15 protein-coding genes, 2 pseudogenes and 1 riboswitch are annotated in these 17,626 nt (G+C 55.8%); of the genes and pseudogenes, 7 read left to right on the top strand and 10 right to left on the bottom strand.

Going from position 1 to position 17,626, the window contains the following annotated elements:
• A pseudogene (locus N512_RS24120) lies at positions 1 to 313 on the top strand (IS4 family transposase); the annotation flags it as partial.
• Between the two features lie 59 nt (positions 314 to 372).
• Here the strand turns inward: N512_RS24120 and N512_RS23050 are convergent.
• From N512_RS23050 to N512_RS23045, 3 genes are all read right to left on the bottom strand, one after another.
• The gene (locus N512_RS23050; protein WP_051472805.1) at positions 373 to 993 is read right to left on the bottom strand and encodes a hypothetical protein; all 621 of its coding nucleotides are present in this window, start codon (positions 991 to 993) and stop codon (positions 373 to 375) included.
• Positions 993 to 1,340, bottom strand: a complete 348-nt coding sequence (locus N512_RS0113325; protein WP_028780651.1) for a hypothetical protein — start codon at positions 1,338 to 1,340, stop codon at positions 993 to 995. The genes N512_RS23050 and N512_RS0113325 overlap by 1 nt, the downstream gene beginning before the upstream one ends.
• A 119-nt stretch (positions 1,341 to 1,459) precedes the next feature.
• A complete protein-coding gene (locus N512_RS23045; RefSeq protein WP_037475029.1) occupies positions 1,460 to 2,308 on the bottom strand; it encodes a substrate-binding periplasmic protein in 849 nt (282 codons plus the stop codon).
• Positions 2,309 to 2,504: 196 nt separating this feature from the next.
• Here N512_RS23045 and N512_RS0113315 point away from each other — a divergent pair, with 196 nt between their 5' ends.
• Entirely contained in the window at positions 2,505 to 2,729 is a 225-nt protein-coding gene (locus N512_RS0113315) for a ribosome alternative rescue factor ArfA (protein WP_025010215.1), read from the top strand.
• A gap of 37 nt (positions 2,730 to 2,766) precedes the next feature.
• Here N512_RS0113315 and rimO read toward each other — a convergent pair whose 3' ends face one another.
• The gene (rimO, locus tag N512_RS0113310) at positions 2,767 to 4,191 is read right to left on the bottom strand and encodes a 30S ribosomal protein S12 methylthiotransferase RimO (protein ID WP_028780650.1); all 1,425 of its coding nucleotides are present in this window, start codon (positions 4,189 to 4,191) and stop codon (positions 2,767 to 2,769) included.
• A 235-nt stretch (positions 4,192 to 4,426) separates the two neighbouring features.
• Between rimO and N512_RS0113305 the strand changes: the two genes are divergently transcribed.
• Complete coding sequence (locus tag N512_RS0113305) at positions 4,427 to 5,134, top strand: oxidative stress defense protein (protein ID WP_025010213.1); 708 nt, start codon at positions 4,427 to 4,429, stop codon at positions 5,132 to 5,134.
• A 180-nt stretch (positions 5,135 to 5,314) separates the two neighbouring features.
• Here the strand turns inward: N512_RS0113305 and N512_RS0113300 are convergent, their stop codons facing one another.
• The gene (locus tag N512_RS0113300) at positions 5,315 to 6,142 is read right to left on the bottom strand and encodes a 5'-methylthioadenosine/S-adenosylhomocysteine nucleosidase (protein ID WP_028780649.1); all 828 of its coding nucleotides are present in this window, start codon (positions 6,140 to 6,142) and stop codon (positions 5,315 to 5,317) included.
• 212 nt (positions 6,143 to 6,354) lie between these two features.
• Positions 6,355 to 6,526: riboswitch (Lysine riboswitch) on the top strand.
• Positions 6,527 to 6,614: 88 nt separating this feature from the next.
• Between N512_RS0113300 and N512_RS0113295 the strand changes: the two genes are divergently transcribed.
• On the top strand, positions 6,615 to 8,195 hold the full coding sequence (locus N512_RS0113295) for a Na+/H+ antiporter NhaC family protein (protein WP_028780648.1): 1,581 nt from the start codon (positions 6,615 to 6,617) through the stop codon (positions 8,193 to 8,195).
• 84 nt (positions 8,196 to 8,279) lie between these two features.
• Here the strand turns inward: N512_RS0113295 and N512_RS0113290 are convergent, their stop codons facing one another.
• The 3 genes and pseudogenes from N512_RS0113290 to N512_RS0113280 all read right to left on the bottom strand — a co-directional run bounded on the left by N512_RS0113290 (position 8,280) and on the right by N512_RS0113280 (position 10,877).
• Positions 8,280 to 9,410: an HlyD family secretion protein gene (locus N512_RS0113290; RefSeq protein WP_028780647.1), complete on the bottom strand. Its 1,131-nt coding sequence runs from the start codon at positions 9,408 to 9,410 to the stop codon at positions 8,280 to 8,282.
• 320 nt (positions 9,411 to 9,730) lie between these two features.
• Positions 9,731 to 9,965: pseudogene (locus N512_RS24395) on the bottom strand (DUF3302 domain-containing protein); the annotation flags it as partial.
• A 390-nt stretch (positions 9,966 to 10,355) separates the two neighbouring features.
• Positions 10,356 to 10,877 (bottom strand): GNAT family N-acetyltransferase, encoded by a 522-nt coding sequence (locus tag N512_RS0113280; RefSeq protein ID WP_028780646.1) that lies wholly within the window; start codon positions 10,875 to 10,877, stop codon positions 10,356 to 10,358.
• Positions 10,878 to 11,085: 208 nt separating this feature from the next.
• On the opposite strand from N512_RS0113280, the gene N512_RS0113275 reads away from it, so the two are divergent.
• Positions 11,086 to 11,469 carry a hypothetical protein gene (locus N512_RS0113275; RefSeq protein ID WP_025010208.1) on the top strand — a complete coding sequence of 128 codons (384 nt, stop codon included), beginning with the start codon at positions 11,086 to 11,088 and terminating at the stop codon, positions 11,467 to 11,469.
• A 7-nt stretch (positions 11,470 to 11,476) separates the two neighbouring features.
• Here N512_RS0113275 and N512_RS0113270 read toward each other — a convergent pair whose 3' ends face one another.
• Positions 11,477 to 13,369 (bottom strand): alkaline phosphatase D family protein, encoded by a 1,893-nt coding sequence (locus tag N512_RS0113270; protein WP_028780645.1) that lies wholly within the window; start codon positions 13,367 to 13,369, stop codon positions 11,477 to 11,479.
• Between the two features lie 225 nt (positions 13,370 to 13,594).
• On the opposite strand from N512_RS0113270, the gene N512_RS0113265 reads away from it, so the two are divergent.
• A complete protein-coding gene (locus tag N512_RS0113265) occupies positions 13,595 to 14,887 on the top strand; it encodes an ATP-binding protein (protein ID WP_371873755.1) in 1,293 nt (430 codons plus the stop codon).
• Entirely contained in the window at positions 14,884 to 15,414 is a 531-nt protein-coding gene (locus N512_RS0113260; protein WP_025010206.1) for a response regulator transcription factor, read from the top strand. Before N512_RS0113265 ends, N512_RS0113260 begins: the two co-directional genes overlap by 4 nt.
• Before the next feature lie 118 nt (positions 15,415 to 15,532).
• Here the strand turns inward: N512_RS0113260 and N512_RS0113255 are convergent, their stop codons facing one another.
• Positions 15,533 to 17,578: a TonB-dependent receptor gene (locus tag N512_RS0113255; protein WP_028780644.1), complete on the bottom strand. Its 2,046-nt coding sequence runs from the start codon at positions 17,576 to 17,578 to the stop codon at positions 15,533 to 15,535.
• Positions 17,579 to 17,626 lie beyond the last annotated feature (48 nt).

The following is a 17,626-nucleotide window of genomic DNA, read 5'->3' as shown; positions in this document are numbered from 1 at the left end:
TGTCTATCAAGAGCTATGGGGGCTGCTGCTTGGTTATAACTTGGTGAGACGAGAAGCGAGTCAGGCGGCAGTAGAGCACGGTCGAATGCCCAATGAAATCAGCTTTAAGTACGCTTGTCAGTTCATCGCAAGTCAGCTCAAAGTCATGAGCAAAGCGGTGTCACCAGGTAATACGCCGAAGCGTCTAAACAGTCTGCGAGGAGACTTGTCCATCCTGTTTATAGACAAACGCCCTAAGCCAAATCGGCCTAGGGCGGTAAAAATATCAAAGACCCGATATCCTGTTAATCACAAGGCAGCTCCGCTTAAGTGAACTACGTTGCGCAGTTAAAGCGGGCTTTTTTATCAACTTGGATTACTGTTTTTGAGGGATTACTGCGCCATGCTTGGCTGTTTTGCGGACGGCTTATTTGCGGACGACTTGGGAAGCAGTTCACTGGTGTAACGTTCAATGACCAGGCTAAAGGGCTTGTCATCGGCTCGCAAAAGCAGCGCCTTGTGTTGCAATACAAATGGCGGCAGCACCTTGCTCCCTTGCCACAGCTTCAGGCTCTGGAGGTTTTCTCTCCTGAAGTCCAGCGCCTTGACGGCGGTGCCGAACGGGGTTTTTGTATGCTGTAACTGTTGATTCATCTCCTGGGTAAGGAGCTCGGGCACATACCAGTTGTCAGCGACAGACAACACTCTATCGCCACAGAGAAGACGCACCTTGCGATGGCCAAGTCGGCTTCCAGGCGCCACTTTAAGCTGACGGTAGACCTCCTTGGGAGCATCATGAATAAAATGCTTTTCTCCTTCGGCGCGAATGCTGGCGTCTGTGGCCAGTTGATATTCATCACACCAGTCGCTCAAGGTTTTGGTTGCGCTACGGCTGGCGAGCAGCCGCTGATCCAGTTGTAACAATAACTCGGATGTGCTCTGGTCGGGAGTGACTTGGGGTGATTTGCTCTGGGCCTTGGAAGCGGGAATTAGCGCCAAGCCACAAAGCAGCATTAAACCGGCCGATATTGTTCTTCGCAGTGGGCATTGTCCTGAATGGCGGGCTGTAGGCATTGGCTGAGTTCTCTTAGGTTATTGCAGATGCTGTTGGCTCTTTGCTCGTCTCCCTGATGCAGCATGGTGAACAGATGTTGCAGTGCCATGGCATTGAGATAGTCCTGATGAACCGGCGGGAAGATATCGGCATCGATTTTGGCCCGTTGCAGGCGTTTTGTTATCGCTTGCTGACTGCTGTGCAGTACCAGCTCAAGGGCGTTTTGCAGGCGCTGCTCCTCTTCGGCCATCAAGGTCATGGCCAAGTCCAGCTGTGCCTGTGGCGTCAACGGCTTGCGGGAAAACATATTACAACTCTTTGCGACCCAAAAGCAGTAGTGTACCCATTAGATACTGGACTCAGGCTGAATTGATCCAAAATGTATCAATGGAATAGGGGGCAATACTCCTTGTATGAACAGGAGGATTAGGGCACAGCCGCCGCTTGTGATACCTGCTGCATATAGTATTGATAACGCCACTCGGTTTCACCGCTTTCGGCCATGTCTTGCAAGGCCTGCTGCAGTGCGTAGGCTAGGCTGTCCGGCTGCAACTCCCAAGGGCTGTTGTCAATGGATATCGGCCTGTCGGCAATATAATTTGGATTGGCTCCGGCACTGAAATAACGGCTCTTGCGTGAGAAGCCCAGGTGTCCTTGTCGCCTGTGATCGCAGCAGTAGGGATGCAGTTTCAGCCCGTGCTGAGGATGGGTTTTCAGCCAATATCTCAGGGTTGATTCATCGTAGACATAGAAATCACCCTGATGCTGTTTGAGAAAGGCTATCGCCGAGTCTGTGCTCATGTCCGGTGGCTTGCGCACTATCAATTTGTCCGGTAAACCACCCAGCTGATAGCTGCCGGGGGAGATAAGCAGCACCAGCTGCTTATCCACCAATTGCTGCAACGAGGTGATGTCACTCAAGTCGGCGCGGCTGACGCCGATATAGCGTTCAGACAGGCCGTTGGCGATGAAATGCGCGTAGTCGTGGCGCTCTTTGGAGAAGGCCAGCCCGGGATAGAAGTCGATATTGCCCTTGGCAATTTCCCAGAGAATACGCTTTTTCGGCGCTCGCACTACCTTGAGACTACAACCTATTCTTGCCGCCGCGTCTTGATACAGGCTGAGATAGAGGCCACTGTTATCCGGTGCTTCAGCAATATAGGGGGCCCTGGCATTGGTGCGATACCCCATGGTCAGCTCACAGGTTTCTGCGGCAAGCAGCTGTGGTGAACAAGCGAGTGCCAGCAGCGCCAGACAACAGAACCTGAATATCACAGAACAAACCCTCCCGGATTGACTGAAACAGACTGAATAGTGATTGTTTTTAATAACATGAATAAGGCGAAACGCGACATTGTACTTTGGGCCAAGATTAAGATATTTGGTTATTGGTACAAAAGGGAGTAGTATTTGCGCGATTTTTGTCCGGTATGGTCGGGCAAGTCTCATTCCACTGAAATAAGGAGCCGATATGGCCAAATATATTAAGCAGACCGCACTGCTGGAACATGAATCCGGTCGTGGACAGATCAAAGATAACGCCCTCAAGGCCGTGGTGACCAGTTCACTGTTTCGCTGTCGCAGCGAGAAGCCGAAGAAGGGCAAAGGATCATACAGTCGTAAAGGACGCAATGGAAAGGGGCAACAGGGTGTTGCCCCTTTTGATTTTATGACTCTAATCTTTTCACCCTGCTGACACCTCAAGAAAGATTTCTCCAAGGTGTTGGGAGAGTTTAATCCGGCATCTGCACCAGTTCGGCCCACAGATCGTGCTCATCAGAATGAGTGATCAGTGCGCGCACCATGTCCCCTGGGTTCAGTTCCACTTCTCCGTTTAAGAATACCATGCCGTCGATTTCAGGTGCATCGGCATAGCAGCGGCCAATGGCGCCTTCCTCGTCCACATCATCGATAAGGACATCCAGCTCACGGCCTACCAGGCGCGCCAGCCGCTCGGCACTGATCTCGGCCTGCACCTGCATGAAACGCTCATAGCGGTCCTGCTTGACCTCTTCACTGATAAGCTCGGCCAAGGTATTGGCCACGGCGCCATCGACTTCCGAGTACTTGAAGCAGCCTACGCGGTCCAGCCTTGCTTCACGCAGGAAGTCCAGCAGGATTTCGAAATCCTCTTCGGTTTCACCGGGGAAGCCAACGATAAAGGTTGAGCGGATCACCAGATCCGGGCAGATTTCTCGCCATTTCTTGATGGCGTCCAACTGGCGGTCGACCCGGCCGGGGCGTTTCATCATCTTGAGCACGCGAGGGCTGGCATGCTGCAGCGGCAGATCCAGATAGGGCAGGATCAGTCCTTCGGCCATCAGCGGGATCAGCTCATCGACCCAAGGGTAAGGGTAGACATAGTGCAGGCGTACCCACACCCCCATCTTGCCCAGATGGCGGGCCAGGGTAGTGATATCCTGCTTCACCGGCATGCCGTTCCAGAAGTCGGTGCGGCCGCCCTTGTCTTTGCCGTAGGCCGAGGTGTCCTGGCTGACGACCAGAATTTCCTGAACGCCGCTTTCCACCAGGCGTTTGGCTTCATCCAGCACGCTGCCGACACTGCGGCTGTCCAGATCGCCCCTCAGCGCCGGAATGATGCAGAAGGTACAGCGGTTGTCGCAGCCTTCGGAAATCTTCAGGTAGGCATAATGCTTGGGGGTCAGCTTAACGCCGGCTTGCGGGATCAGCGAGGTGAAGGGGTTGTGCTCCGGCTTGGGCACATATTTGTGCACATGGTTCAGCACGGCTTCATAGCTGTGGGGGCCGGTGATCTCCAGTACATCCGGATGCACTTCGCGGATCTGGTTTTCCTTGGCGCCCAGGCAGCCGGTGACTATCACCTTGCCGTTTTCTTCCAACGCTTCACGCACGGCATCCAGCGACTCTTCCACCGCGGCATCAATAAAGCCACAGGTGTTGACTATTACCAGGTCGGCATTGTCATAGCTGTTGGTAACCTCATAGCCGTCGATGCGCAGTTGGGTGAGGATCCGCTCGGAATCCACCAGGTTCTTGGGGCAGCCCAGGCTGACAAAGCCGATGCGATTGCCGCTGGTTTGGGCCTCGGCAGGGCTGTTTTCCTGTGCCAGAGTCTTGGCCGGAGTGTCCAGAGTCGTGGTCTGCTTGGGATCAAAAATGTCGACTGATTTCTTCAAGAGCTGTTTTCCGCAATGCTAAAGCTGATGGAGCACGCTTGGGTGCCGGTAAAATTGGCGGCGATTATACCTCAGCCATAGAAAAGGTACAGTTGGGCTGGTTAATTTATGTTCTATGTTGCCATCTCGGTTGCCGCTTCAAAACCTCGTTGAAAAATTTTTTGATTTTTTTAACCCTTTTGTCAGCCGGCTGCGTTTCTATGGTCAACGAAAGCGAACTTTTTGGAGAACCAAGATGAAAAAATCTCTGCTGAATCTGGCGCTGATAGGCGCACTGTTACCCGCTACTCTGATGAGCCACTCGGTACTGGCTCAGGATAGACCTCTGCTGGAAACTACAGGCGTCAGCCAGATACAGGTTGAGCCGGATATGGCTGAAATCCATGTTGAAGTGTCATTAAGCGAATCTGATGCCAAGGCGGCCAAGGCCGCATCCGACAAGGCGGTGGCCGCTTTTATCGAGCGCCTGCTCAAGGCTGGGGTCGCCAAGGAGTCGATTGCAGCCGCCAATCTGAATCTGCAACCTGAGTATGTTTACCTCAAGGACAAGGCGCCCGAGCTCAAGGGGTATCGCGCCAGTCGCAGTGTGACCGTGTTGGTGAAACAGTTGGATCAGCTCAACCCCATACTGGACTCGGCGCTAATAGGCGGGATCAACAAGGTGAACCAGATCAACCTTAAGTCCAGTAAAGAAGCCGAGATGCGCAAGCAGGCGCGGCAGGCGGCCATTGAAGATGCCAAGCAAAAGGCCAGTGAGCTGGCAGCCGGATTCGGCGAGAAACTCGATGGCGTCTGGTCGATTCGTTATTTCGACCAAGGCCCGGTGCGCCCTGTGATGTACAAGGCCGCCATGATGGCTGAAGGCGCTATCAACCAGAGCTATGAGTATGGCCAGGTAACTTTCTCCGACAGGGTCGAGGTCAGCTACAAGCTGCGTGACTAAACCCAAGTTATCCTGTCTGACAGTTATGATGCGGGCACCCTGGTGGTGCCCGCAATGTTTGTTTTCCAGCCGGTAATCCAAGCAATTTCTCTTATTGCTGATTACTTAAGATTAGGTGCTTACAGGAAACGCCAAAGAGACAATCCAGCGGCACTTGTTTGCCATTAGAGCGACTAGGTTTTATTTACCTTCCAAACCTGCGATCAACTTCTTGGTGTACTCAATGACAAACTGCTGACAGTGGATAGCGGTTTGTGGCTCAAACTCTTCGCCGTGCAGGTCGGTATTGGAGAGTACCCGAATCCCGATAAAAGGGATCTCATAGGCCTTGGCAACCAGGGCGGCCGCAGCGGTTTCCATCTCTTCGGCCGAGGTTTGATAAGTTTGGTGCAGCCACTCGATGCGGTCGACTTCGCGGTTCCACTCATCGGCACTGCCGATCACGCCGGTCACTACCTTGCCATGGCGATAAGCTGACACCAGTTGTTGTCCCAGAGCCAGCAACTTGGGATCGGCATCAAAGCGCTTGTGTTCCACCAGCTTGCCATCCTGACGCAAACGCATGGTGACATCGAAGTTATGCCAGCGTTTGGGATCTATGCCTTGGCCTTTGGGGTGTAGATCGCTGCGATAGGAACCCATATTGAAGCTGTATTTCCCCAGCACTATGTCGCCGCGGTGCAGCGCCGGGTCGTGGCCGCCGGAGGTGCCCTGGTTGATAATAAAACCGGGTTGAAATTTTTCTATCGCCAGTGTGGTGGAGGCGGCCGCATTGGCCATACCTATTTCAGTACGGGACACTATGACAGGATAGCCATCCACAGTGCCTTGCCAGAAAGTCCAGGAACCAAGAGTTGTCTGTTTGGGGTCTTTCAGGGCCTGAACCAGGGTGTCGACTTCGACATCCATGGCGCCTTGCAGCAGTATAGGTGCCCGGGTGGGCGTTGCCATGGAATGGCTGGAGAACAAGGCACAGAGTGCCACACAAAAACGTTGTAACAGAGTCATTTGCACACCTTTAATTGTTATTTCAGTGTCGCGGTAGGGGAGGGCGATCCTAGGTGCAGCTGTGGTTGCCGTCAACAGCCGGAGCTGGCATTTGCGAGCCCAGACATGAGTCACTTACCAAAGGCTTAATGCCAACCGGGCGGGATATTTACCGCCAGAGGCACAATCCGGCTTGCTATTGGGGCCGTGATAGTTAGAATGCCAGTCGAATACCTTTGAGTAGAGGCGCGCTGCCTAAGAGTAACCGGGAAGAGGGTGATGCCTTTGAGGCCCGGGGAAAGGAGTCGGCGCCGAAGTAGCCAGGCCATCAAACCTAGCTGCTGGTTCTGTATCTAACAGGTGCAGGACTGCCATAGTCATCCACTATGGAGCGCTACCTGAAGGAGCTGAGAAGTTTCTGCCCTCCTTGGTCTGAGTTTCTTCGATCCTATCGGTAGATCTCCACCTTAGTTGTTTTAGGTGTAAAGAGATCATGAATATCATGCATTTTGCGGACTCTCCCTGGTCCATAGTTCCTCCTCTGCTGGCGGTTGCGCTGGCGATCATCACCCGTAGAGTACTGCTCTCCCTCGGGGTTGGCATAGTCGCCGGCAGCCTGATGTTACAGCAGTTTTCACCGCTGCAATCGCTGCGTTACCTGTTTGACAGTGTGCTGAAAATCTTCTGGGTCGATGGTGCTCCCAACAGCGATAACCTGAATATGCTGCTGTTTATGCTGCTGCTGGGTGGGCTTATCAGCTTGATGACCGCCTCGGGGGCGACCCGGGCCTTCGCCGAATGGGCCGCCAGGCGCTGCCAGAGCCGCAAGAGTGCCAAGTCGCTCACCGGCTTGATGGTGTTTGCCTTCTTTATTGACGACTTCTTCCACAGCTTGTCGGTGGGGCCCATTTGCCGCCCTGTGACCGACAGATTCCAGATCTCCCGCGCCAAGTTGGCCTATCTGCTGGACTCAACCGCGGCGCCCGTGTGCGTATTGATGCCCATCTCCTCCTGGGGGGCCTATATCATTGCCCTGGTGGGCGGCATACTCGTGGCCCATGGGGTGACAGACCAGAGCCCGATCGCCGCCTTTGTGCAGATGATCCCCATGAATCTCTATGCGGTATTTACCCTGATCATGGTGGTGGTGGTCATCGCCTTCCAACTGGATATTGGGCCGATGCGACAGCATGAGCAGCGGGCGCTCGAAGGCAAGCTCTGGGATGAATCCAAGGGCAGGCCAATAGGGCTGGATATGGAAGCCCCGGCCGACAGCCGCGGCGGCATGCTGGATATGGTGTTGCCGATAGTGACACTGACGGCGGCGAGTATCTATTTCATGCTGGACTCCGGGGCCCAGGTATTGGCCGCCAATGGTCGGGCCTTCAGTGTGCTGGGCGCCTTTGAACATACCAATGTGGGTTCGTCTTTGGTTTACGGCGCCCTTTGCAGCCTGGCGGTGTCTGGCCTGTTGGCTCTGCGCCTCGGCCTTGGGATATCCACTTGGCTGCGTGCCGCCCCCAGAGGGGTCATGGCCATGTTGCCGGCGATCAACATACTGCTGTTTGCCTGGACCATAGGCGCCGTGGTGCGTGACATGGAAACCGGCAAATATCTCGCCAGCCTGGCTAACGGCAATCTGCCCACAGGGCTGCTGCCTGTGGTGGTGTTTGTGCTCTCCTGCGCCATGGCCTTTGCCACAGGCACCAGTTGGGGGACTTTCGGTATCATGTTGCCACTCGCCGGAGATATGGCCGCCGCCAGCGATATCCAACTTCTGCTGCCCATGCTGTCGGCTGTGCTGGCCGGCGCTGTGTTTGGCGACCACAGTTCGCCCATCTCCAGCACCAGTATTCTGTCGGCCACCGGCGCCGGCTGTCACCATATAGATCATGTGCTGACCCAGTTGCCTTATGCCCTGACCGTCGCCTTCGGGGCGGCGCTGGGGTATCTGGCCATGGGGCTGCTGCATTCCACCCTGGCCGGTTTCCTGGTGAGTGCCGCTTGGTTTGCACTCTTCTGCCTCTATCACGCCAGGCGCTTCCAGGCGGCTCCCGAGGCCGCCATCGGCTGAGGCTGAGATGGGATACAAAAAAGCCCCGGGAGTGTTCCCGGGGCTTTTTACTCTTGCCAAAGGCTTGCGCGTCGATAAGGAATATCAGTGATCCAGATAGAGATAGTTCTGCCAGCTTTTCATCCTTATCAATACCTTACGCATGATTGATACATGCTCAAAGCTATCGGAATAGATGGCGATCTCCACATTGGTGCCCAGTGGCAAATGATACTGACTCAGATCATCCAGCGGCTTGAGTTTCACCAGTGGCCGGCCGTTGAGGCGAATTTGTGACGAGCCATAGAGCTGCCCCTGCGCCTGCACCTGAGACTCGCCTATGGCCGGCAGTACTTCGACAACTTCGGCTTGAAACACCTTGCCCGGCAGGGCGCGGAAGATCAGCTCGGCCTTGAAACCGGGTTTCAGCCGCAGCAGCGAGTTTTGCCTAAAGGCGCCGACAAAAAAGCGCTCCTCCTGATGGACAAAGGTCATCACAGGCCTGAGGGGCATGGGCACCACCATCATTCCCGGTCTCAGGGTCAACTGGGTCACATAACCGTCTGAGGGGGCGCGCATGCTGGTTTCCTCCAGATTGAATCTGGCTTTTTCCAACATGGCGGCAATTTCGGCCACCTGGGTGTTTTGCCCCTGATACTCGGCTTCCAGTGCCAGCTTGGCGCGCCGGGCTTCGGCCTCGGCCGCCTCTACTGAGGCCTGGGCGCCGAGATAGTACTGACGACGGTTGTCGACATCGGCACGGGTGAAGGCGCCTTTTTCAAAACCGCGGCGGTAGCGCTCATATTCCAGTTGGGTTCTGTCCCGTTCGGCCTCGGCCTTGATGCGACTGGCCTCGGCGGCCTTATAGGCGGCGTCCAGCCCCAATACCGCCTGTTTGGCCTGCTCCAGGCTGGCCTCCAGCCGGGTGACTTCTGTCTGATAAGGAGTCGGATCGACCCGGAACAGCAGCTCGCCCTCTTTCAGCAGTTTGTTGGGGATGACGGGCACTTCTATGACCTTGCCGCGCACCGAGGGGATCAGCGGGGTGGTAACATACATCTGGCTGCCCATGGCGGTATGGGGATGGTTGTAGTTCATCAACAAAATCAAGGTGCCTATCAGCACTACTCCGCCGAGCACGGCGGTGGGCACGCTCCACTTGTTGAGTGGAATGCGGAAAATCTTGAAGATGGCGACACAGATGGCGGTGTAAGTGAGGATAAGCAAGAGATCCATTTATCTGTTCTCCCCATTCTTGTTATTGCTTTGGGTCTGATTATCTGTACCTGGAATGTCGGTCGAGTCTGCTGCCGTATCCAAGTTCACGCCGCTGGTGGGTTTGGGGTCGGCTGGGGGCTCTTCTGAAGATGTTTGGACTTTGGTTGGGGCTTGGTTTTGGCTTTGGACTTGGACTTGGACTTGGGCACTCGGCGCTGCAAGAGCCTCTGCGGCATGCTTTTGGGCTTCCAGGGCGGCGACTTTTTCACTCAATAGCTCCAACTGCTGCGCCAAGAGTACGGTTTCATGGTGCAGTGATTGCTGCTCCTGTTGAATTTTGTCAAAGCCCCAACCCCGGTCCTCGCGCCAGAGTGTGGCCCAGATCCACAGAAACGGCCACAGCACATGCAGGGTAAACAGGCTCACCCAGCCGGCGTAGTGAATGGCGTCCTGATGGGGGTGGTTACGTTTCTTGGCCAGCTCGTAGGGGATGTCGTGGATCACTATCACCCCGTAGAAGATCACCAGGGCGACAAAGATCAGCAGCCCCAGTGCGATATAATCCAGTGTCATCTAATCGGGTTCCCTTATTCGCAAATACGCTTGAATAAGTGTAGATGGCCGCTGGCGGATTGCCCGGGAATGATGAATTTTTTCAGGGGTATAAGACGAAAATCGGCTCGTGCCCGAAAGGGGGAGGGAAGGTGCGAACAAGTCCTCGTGGCACTCTGGCTTACACAGCAATTGGCGTTCAAGGCATCTGACTGAAGGCATGCCGGGGCCTGTCGAAGTCGGATAACGCAGAGAGCCGGTTGCTGAGCAAGCCCCGAAGGGCGTGGCTTACAAGCCTGCCTGCTGTGTTGTGCTTCTTGCAAAGGACTAGGGCCATTTGCTGCGAACCACGCCTTGCATCCAGGCCTGTAAGCCGACGCAGAGCACACATGGGACTTATTCGCACCTTCCTTAGTTCTCTTTGGGCTCGGCAGGTCCCGGCAGCATAAGCTGATAAAACGCCAAATCCAGCCAGCGGCCGAACTTATAGCCCACCTGGGGCAGGGTGCCTGAGTGCTTGAACCCCAACTTCAGGTGCAGGGCAATACTGGCCTGGTTTCCGGCATCTATGGCGCCCACCATGGTGCGCATGCCGCGCTCCCGGGCCTGGGTTATCAAATGCTGCATCAGAAAGCGCGCCACCCCTTTGCCTCTATGCTCCGGGTGCACATACACAGAGTGTTCCACCGAGTAGAGGTTGGCCGGATAGCCGCGAAACGGGCCTAAGCTGGCAAATCCCAACAGTTGCCCCTGCTCATCCTCGGCGCCCAGAATTGGCCAACTGCCTTGCTGTTTGGCGCCGAACCAATCGCGGATCTGCTGTTCGCTCCTTGGCTGGTATTCATAAAGGGCTGTGGTATGGGCAATGGCATGGTTGAAGATGGCGCGTATCGCTTCGCCATGTTGCTCAAGTTGGCAGTGACACAGATGCATCTTAGGCTCCCAAGGTGGTTTCGCCTGAGTATGCCATAAGCCGGGCAACGCGCCATTACTTCAATGGGAACATATGAATTGGAGCAGGTAGCCATTCAGTGTGTTGTATTGCAGTCGAGAGGTGGGTGCTGTACTTGCTAGAGATGGTTAACATTAGCCAAAGTAACAGTTATTTTGATTGTATTAGGTCAATAAAAGGATGTGACAAATGAAAGTGGAGCAAAGGAGTCGTAAAGCCAGAGAAGTACATGCGGAAACCTTAATTAAAATAAGTACTAATCTGTTGACTGCTTTTGGTGTAACCATATTGATCTTGCCCTTGTCCGGTTTGGCCGGTATCGCGATCAAGAGCGGTGATACCGCTGAGCTTTGGGATCTGTTCCTTAAGTTGTTTGGCTCTTGGTATGGTGTTGTGGTGATTGCACTGGAGTTGCTGATAGGTTACATCGTGCTTTCTTTCCGTGATAGGGCGCTGGATGTCTATGATGAGCTTTATCCAGACGCCTGTGCCTCGGAAGTTGTCAAGGAGACGATAACCACTCCTGATATCAATCCGCCGAAAACGACTCCAAAGGCAGGTGAGCAAGCTTGAGCCTTTGTCAGTCGCGGCTCTCTTTGGGCGCTTGAAACTCGGTCAGGCTCATATCGGCATGCAGTACGGCTATCCGCTGGGGGGCGCCGTTTTCTGCCAGTTCCAGGAGGCCGATACCGCTTTGGTTGACCAGGCGCTTGCTGCGTTCCCCATTGGGGCGGCGCCCGCGGATCGACATACGTTTGCGTTTGGTCAGCAGATTGAGCGGCGAGAAATGACCATAGAGCCAGCCGTTGAGCTTATCAAACACAGGCAGCAGCTTTTCCGGGAACTGATTTTTGATGCCGCTGGCGGTGATCTGGTAAATGTTGGGACTGGCACGGCGAAAGCGGATCCCTATGTCATAAGCAAAGGAGTAATGCACATCGCCGGAGAGGATCACAAACTCCTGCGGGGTACGTCTGTGCATGAAGATCGACAACAGGGCGTTGGCGGCGCCGGGGTGCGCCATCCAGTTTTCGGCGTCCACCAGCAGCGAAGCTCCGATCAGGGTGGCCGTGCGCTGCACCGCCTCAATCAGTTTGACCCCGAAAATCGGTGCCGCCGACACTATGATGACCTTATCCTGCCCCAGCAGTGCCTGCTGAAGATCCATCAGCGCCTCCCAATCCATCAACCCGGAAGGCTTGGCCAGGTTGGATTCGCTGCGCCAGCGGCGGGTACGGGTATCCAGTACCACCATTCTGGGTTGAGTATCCAGGGTGTAGTGCCAGTTCTCACACTTGAGCAACTTGTCTATCAGGGCATCCTGGCGCTCACTGTCGGCCAGATAGAGGCCGCTCAGCTCTTCGAAAAAGTCGGTAAACCTCTTGGGTTGATTGCCGAGAGCCTGAAACAGGGTGTAACCCAGCAAGGCATTGCCTATGATGCGCTTGGAGAAGGCGTGGCCATAGGCGGCCTCTTCCCAGCGGGCCGTCAGGTTCCAGTCGTCGGTAATGTCATGATCGTCGAAAATCATATAGGTAGGCAGATGCGCCAAAAGGCGCCTAACCTTGCCAAGGCCAGCCTTGAACTCCAACAGATGTTGCCACTGGGTCTGCCACTCCTGTGCCCGTTTACCGCTCAGCCCGGGCAACTGTTGCGGCAGTTCCAGTTGCTGCCACAGTTCCGGCGACCAGATTAAAAGATACAGGGCAGTAACTTCGGCGAAGCTCAGCAGATGGTTTTCTGCCATCGAGGAGGTGAATATGGGGTGGTTGATATACCAGCGCCAGAGTGCTGTCTTGGCCGGATACTGGGTTCGGGGCAAGAGCTGCTTTGGCCGCAGGTAGAGGGAGTCTGGGCCATAATCTATCTGCGCCGAGTCTTTGAGCGGGGCGTCACTAAAGTTCTCCTGTTTCAGTCCCAGCAGCGCTATTACCTGGGCAATGGCCACCAGGGTGGGGCCAGCCACATCATCGACATAGAGCTGATCGCCGCTCAACATCAGCAGCGCCGGTCGCTCGGCAGGGGCATTGTTCTGCTCCAGCAGAGTATCGGCCGCCACCAGTGCGTCGCCGCTGTGATGATGCGGGTTGCGACAGGAGCCGTGCAGCAAACGATCCAGCCTGGGCTGCAGCACCAGTTCGGGGGTGGATTTATCCGGATAACACAGGCCTTCGATATCGGCGAACAGCGACTGACCATCGGCATCTTCCAAGCTGTAACCCACGGCTTGCCCTTGGGGCAGCAATCCGGGAACCTCCAGGTGCAGCAGATACTGCCAGGCATGTTCGCCCAGTTGTACTCTGTGCACTTGTTCTTCATTCAACGGCAAGGGCGCCGACTTGTGACTCAACTTAAGCGTCAATTGCGGGCTCAACGGCTTGCTGCTGACCCACCAGAGGGTGAAATGGTCCCGGTCGCAGTGGCGCAATATCGGGCCGGCCAGGATCAGCGGCAAGGAAGAGGAAGTGGTCATCGGCGGGTTCTGCAGCCTCTCAGGAATGAAAAAAGGTGAATCCACAGGGTAAACAAGTGCTTTGGCTTTGAAAAGTCCCTAAAATGTGAAGCCTTGTTAATGATGTAAAGCAGCTGTGCCAAGGCGATAGCGGTAGGCATTGATATCCCTGAGTCTTGTGACACCACAGCCAACTTGGCATATCTGCCGCCTCAACGCCTTTGCAGGTTTTCGGATAATAGACGAATGAAAAGCACCCGGATGGGAATGGATGGCATATTTGGTCGAACCGGTGGCCTGGCGGCGGCCGATCAACTGGCGTTGCTGCGGGTTTTGGGGTTGCTGCTGCAACTGGGGCTGACCCTGCTCGGCAGCGATGCCTTTGGCCTGACGCTGCAGCCTGAACCCTTGTGGTGGGTGTTTGGGCTGGAAAGCGCCTATCTGGCCTTGACCCTGTGGCTGCGTCATCCCCTCTATCGCCAGAGTGCCGGTATCTTTATCGCCCTGTTGCTGGATACCCTGTTTTGGATCTCCTGGCTGTGGTTTTCCGGTGGGGCCACCAATGCCTTTATTTCGCTGCTGCTGGTGCCGATTGCGCTGGCGGCGGTCACCTTGCCCGCCTGGGGCAGTTGGAGCCTGGCGGCGCTGTCGACCCTGGCCTACAGCCTGATGATCTTGAGCTTGCCGGAAGGGCATATGCGCCATCACGGCATGGATATGAGCTCTCACTTCCTGGGGATGTGGCTTAACTTTGTGGTATCGGCACTGGTGTTGACCACCAGTGTCGCTCTGATAAGCCGTCGTCTGCGGCGCCAGGATACCGAGCTTGGTTGGCTGAGGGAAAATCAGCTGCGGCAGGAACAACTGCTGGCGTTGGGCACAGCTTCGGCGCAGATGGCACACCAGTTGGCAACGCCGCTGGCGAGCCTGAGATTACTGCTGGATGAAGCCATGGAAGAGGGCCTGGATGCCGAGGCGCAGGCGCAAATGGGCCAAGCGCTGTCCCGCTGTGAAGTCACTCTCAATGAACTGCGCCGCGCCACCGAATCGATTCGTGAACGTCGCCGCCAGGCCGTGACATTGGCGGCACTGGGGCAAAATATGCGCCAGCAACTCATGCTGTTGATGCCCGAGGTGGATTTCAGCCTCACCCTGCCCGCAGGCCTGACTGAACGTGAAATTATCACAGATGCCAGTCTATTGCCGGCGCTGCTGGCGCTGGTGGATAACGCCGCCAAGGCCAGCCTCAACAATACAGGCGAGCCTAAGGTTGAAATTGGCTTCGACTCCCTAGGTGACACTCGGCTTGAAATTAACATCAAGGATTATGGCCGCGGTATAGAGGCGCATCTCTTGGGCGAGCTTGGGCTGATGCCGGTGGCGAGCCGCACAGGTATGGGGGTTGCCGTGCTCTTGAGTCACGCCAGCCTAGAGAAGCTGGGGGGCGAGCTGGTGTTGCACAACGGCCCACAGGGCTGTGAGGCGCGTATCAGTCTGCCCTTATTGCCGGTTTCTGCCGGTAAAGGAGATGCGGCATGAAGCGGTTATTGATAGTTGAAGATGACCTGGCGCTGGCAGCCATTCTGAAGCGGCGTATGCAGCGGCATGATTTCGAGTGCTGCCATGCCGAAGATGCCAGCCAAGCACTGCTCAGCGCCCGTAGCTGGCAACCGAGCCATGTGTTGCTGGATATGAAATTGGCGCAAAGCAACGGCCTCAACCTGATAGTGCCGCTGCGAGCCAGCTTGCCCAAGGCCTGTATTGTGCTGCTAACAGGCTTTGCCAGCATAGCCACTGCGGTGGAGGCGGTGAAGCTGGGGGCAGACAACTATCTGGCCAAGCCGGCCGACACCCGAACACTGCTGGCGGCACTCAAAGTCGAGCCTAAATCCCACACGGCTTCATCCCTGCCTGATGAAACCCCGCTGCACCCCAAGCGCTTGGAGTGGGAACATATTCAGCAGGTGCTCAATGCCAATAAGGGCAATGTCTCGGCCACAGCCCGCCAGTTGGGAATGCATCGCCGCACCCTGCAACGCAAGCTGGCCAAGAAGCCTGTTGCTTAAAAAAATCCCGGCCTTTCGAGACGAGAAAAGGCCGGGGCAGGTTCAATTGCAGTGGAAATCTCAACGGCCTGCGGGAGCACGGTGAGGATGAACCCTTAAGCGGGCAACCGGGGCGCCCTTAAAAACGGTACTCGCCCATGACCCAGGCGTTGAGACCGGGTTGTGGCAAGCGCTCGCCAACAGCGATATCACCGCCCATTACCCGGTTATAACCGGCGAGATGATCGACATATTCTCTGTCCAGCAGGTTATCGACCCCGGCCTTGAGCATAAAGCTGTCACCGCGGTAACCGGCCGCCAGATTCACCAAGCCGTAGCCTGCAGTTTCCTGCTCCAGCTGAGTGGCCGACACCTTATCCTGGGTGGCAACCGCTACTGTCTCCAGGCGGGCAAACCAGCTGCCCTGATCCCAGTTGAGTCCCAGAGTCAGGTTGGGTGGGGCGATACGGTATAGCTTGTCTTCCACGTCGCGGCGCTCACCATAGGTATAGGCTGCCTGCAGATCCAGGCTCCACTGTTCATGCAACTGCCAGTGGGCGTTGACATCCATGCCGTAGAGCAGGGCGTCGGTATTGCTGAACACCAAAGTGTTGGCATCGCCGGCGGCGATAACGGCGGGGTCATCCGTGGGCAGGCCCTGAATATAGTTGTCTATCCTTTGGACAAACACCCTAGGGGTCAGGTTGAAATCCTGACGGTGTAAATCCAGCCCCAGCTCCAGTTGCCAGGCGGTTTCCAGATCCAAGTCCATCTGGCCCACATAGGTGCGGCCATCGGCCAGGCCACCGGTGGACTGCATCGGTACCCAGAGATAGCGCTGTTGATAGCTGGCACTGGCCTGTTTACGCGCCAGGCCGATTATGGCATCCAGCTCACTGTCGATTTCGAAGCGGCCGTTGATCACCAAGTCCAGCCCGGTATCGTTTTGGCTGCGATCGGCCTGATTGAATCTGTCCATTAGGGTCTTGATTGCCGGTTTCATGGCCGCCATAGAGTGACTCACGGGATCGGCATCAAACCTGTAGTGTTTCACCCGGCTGCCCAGTTGCCAGCTCCAACGACCAAAATCCTGCTGCCATTGGGCGTAGAGGCTGTAAACACTGTCGTTGACACCGTTGAAGTTATCCACCCGGAACTTGCTGTTGCTGGGGTCTGTCACCACAGTGTCGTGTTCGGCATGGCGCCAATCCAAGCCAAATTCCCAGCTGTCTTTCGCCATTTGCCAATGGCCGTCGAAGCTCTTGGAGTCGGCTATGGTGTAGCGCGGTGCCATGGTAGGCATTTTCATTCGCAGACTGAAGTTGTCCATGCCGTGACGGGCATCGCTGTAGCCCAGATGCCAGCGCGTTTGCCAATCGGCCAGCAGGTGCTCACCACTGAGCTTGAACCTGTCGGTGCGGATATAGTCGATATCCATCGGCAGCGCCGGGGTGGCGGCATCTGTGGTTTCCAGATGCTGGAACGAGAAGGCTATCGACTCATCATCGGCGTTGCTGTCGGCCAGGTTGAACCTGTATTCACCACCGAACACTTGCTTGTCGTAGACCCCTGGCAGCAGTGGGTGGTTATCGCCGCTTTCGGGCACATCATTGCCCTTGAACAAGTCGCCATACAGCATGAGTGCCTGCCGCTCGCCGCCGAAGTTGCTCTTGACGCCGATGCGGCTCTGCTCGCCATTGTGCTGGTATTGACCGCTGACCAGGCCGCTGACTTCATCGAAACGTGCCTGGGACTCCACTACCCGGATGCTGCCACCCAAGGTATCGACGCCGCTGGCGACCGGGGCTATGCCGCGATCCAGCTCTAACTGCTCTGTGATCACAGGTACGGCATAACTCAGGGGGGTATCCATGGCGTTGGGACCGGCACCGGCCATACTCATGCCGCCGACCTGGGTTTCGACTCTATCGCCAAAGAGGCCACGATACTGGGCTATGCCGGTAAGCGGGCCGTTACTGTTGACGTTGGCGCCGGGCAGTGACTTGAGCAGACCACTGATATCGGCCTTGGGCGCGGTGGCTTCAGGCGAGGTCTGCAGCACGCTGCTCTGTACGCTGCCGCGTACCACCAGCACTTCCATGGGAGAATCACTGGCCTTGGCGGCTGAGCCCAGACCGATTATTGGCAGTAAAGCCAGAGCGAGAGGAGAAGGTGAAAAGCGCATATCTTATTGATTTTGGTTGTTTTGAATGACCCATTTTGGGTCTTGTGC

Source organism: Shewanella sp. 38A_GOM-205m, from assembly GCF_000518445.1.
Classification (GTDB): Bacteria; Pseudomonadota; Gammaproteobacteria; order Enterobacterales; family Shewanellaceae; genus Shewanella; species Shewanella algae.
The sequence above is the reverse complement of the archived record's forward strand: the minus strand, read 5'-3'. Positions and strand labels throughout refer to the sequence as shown.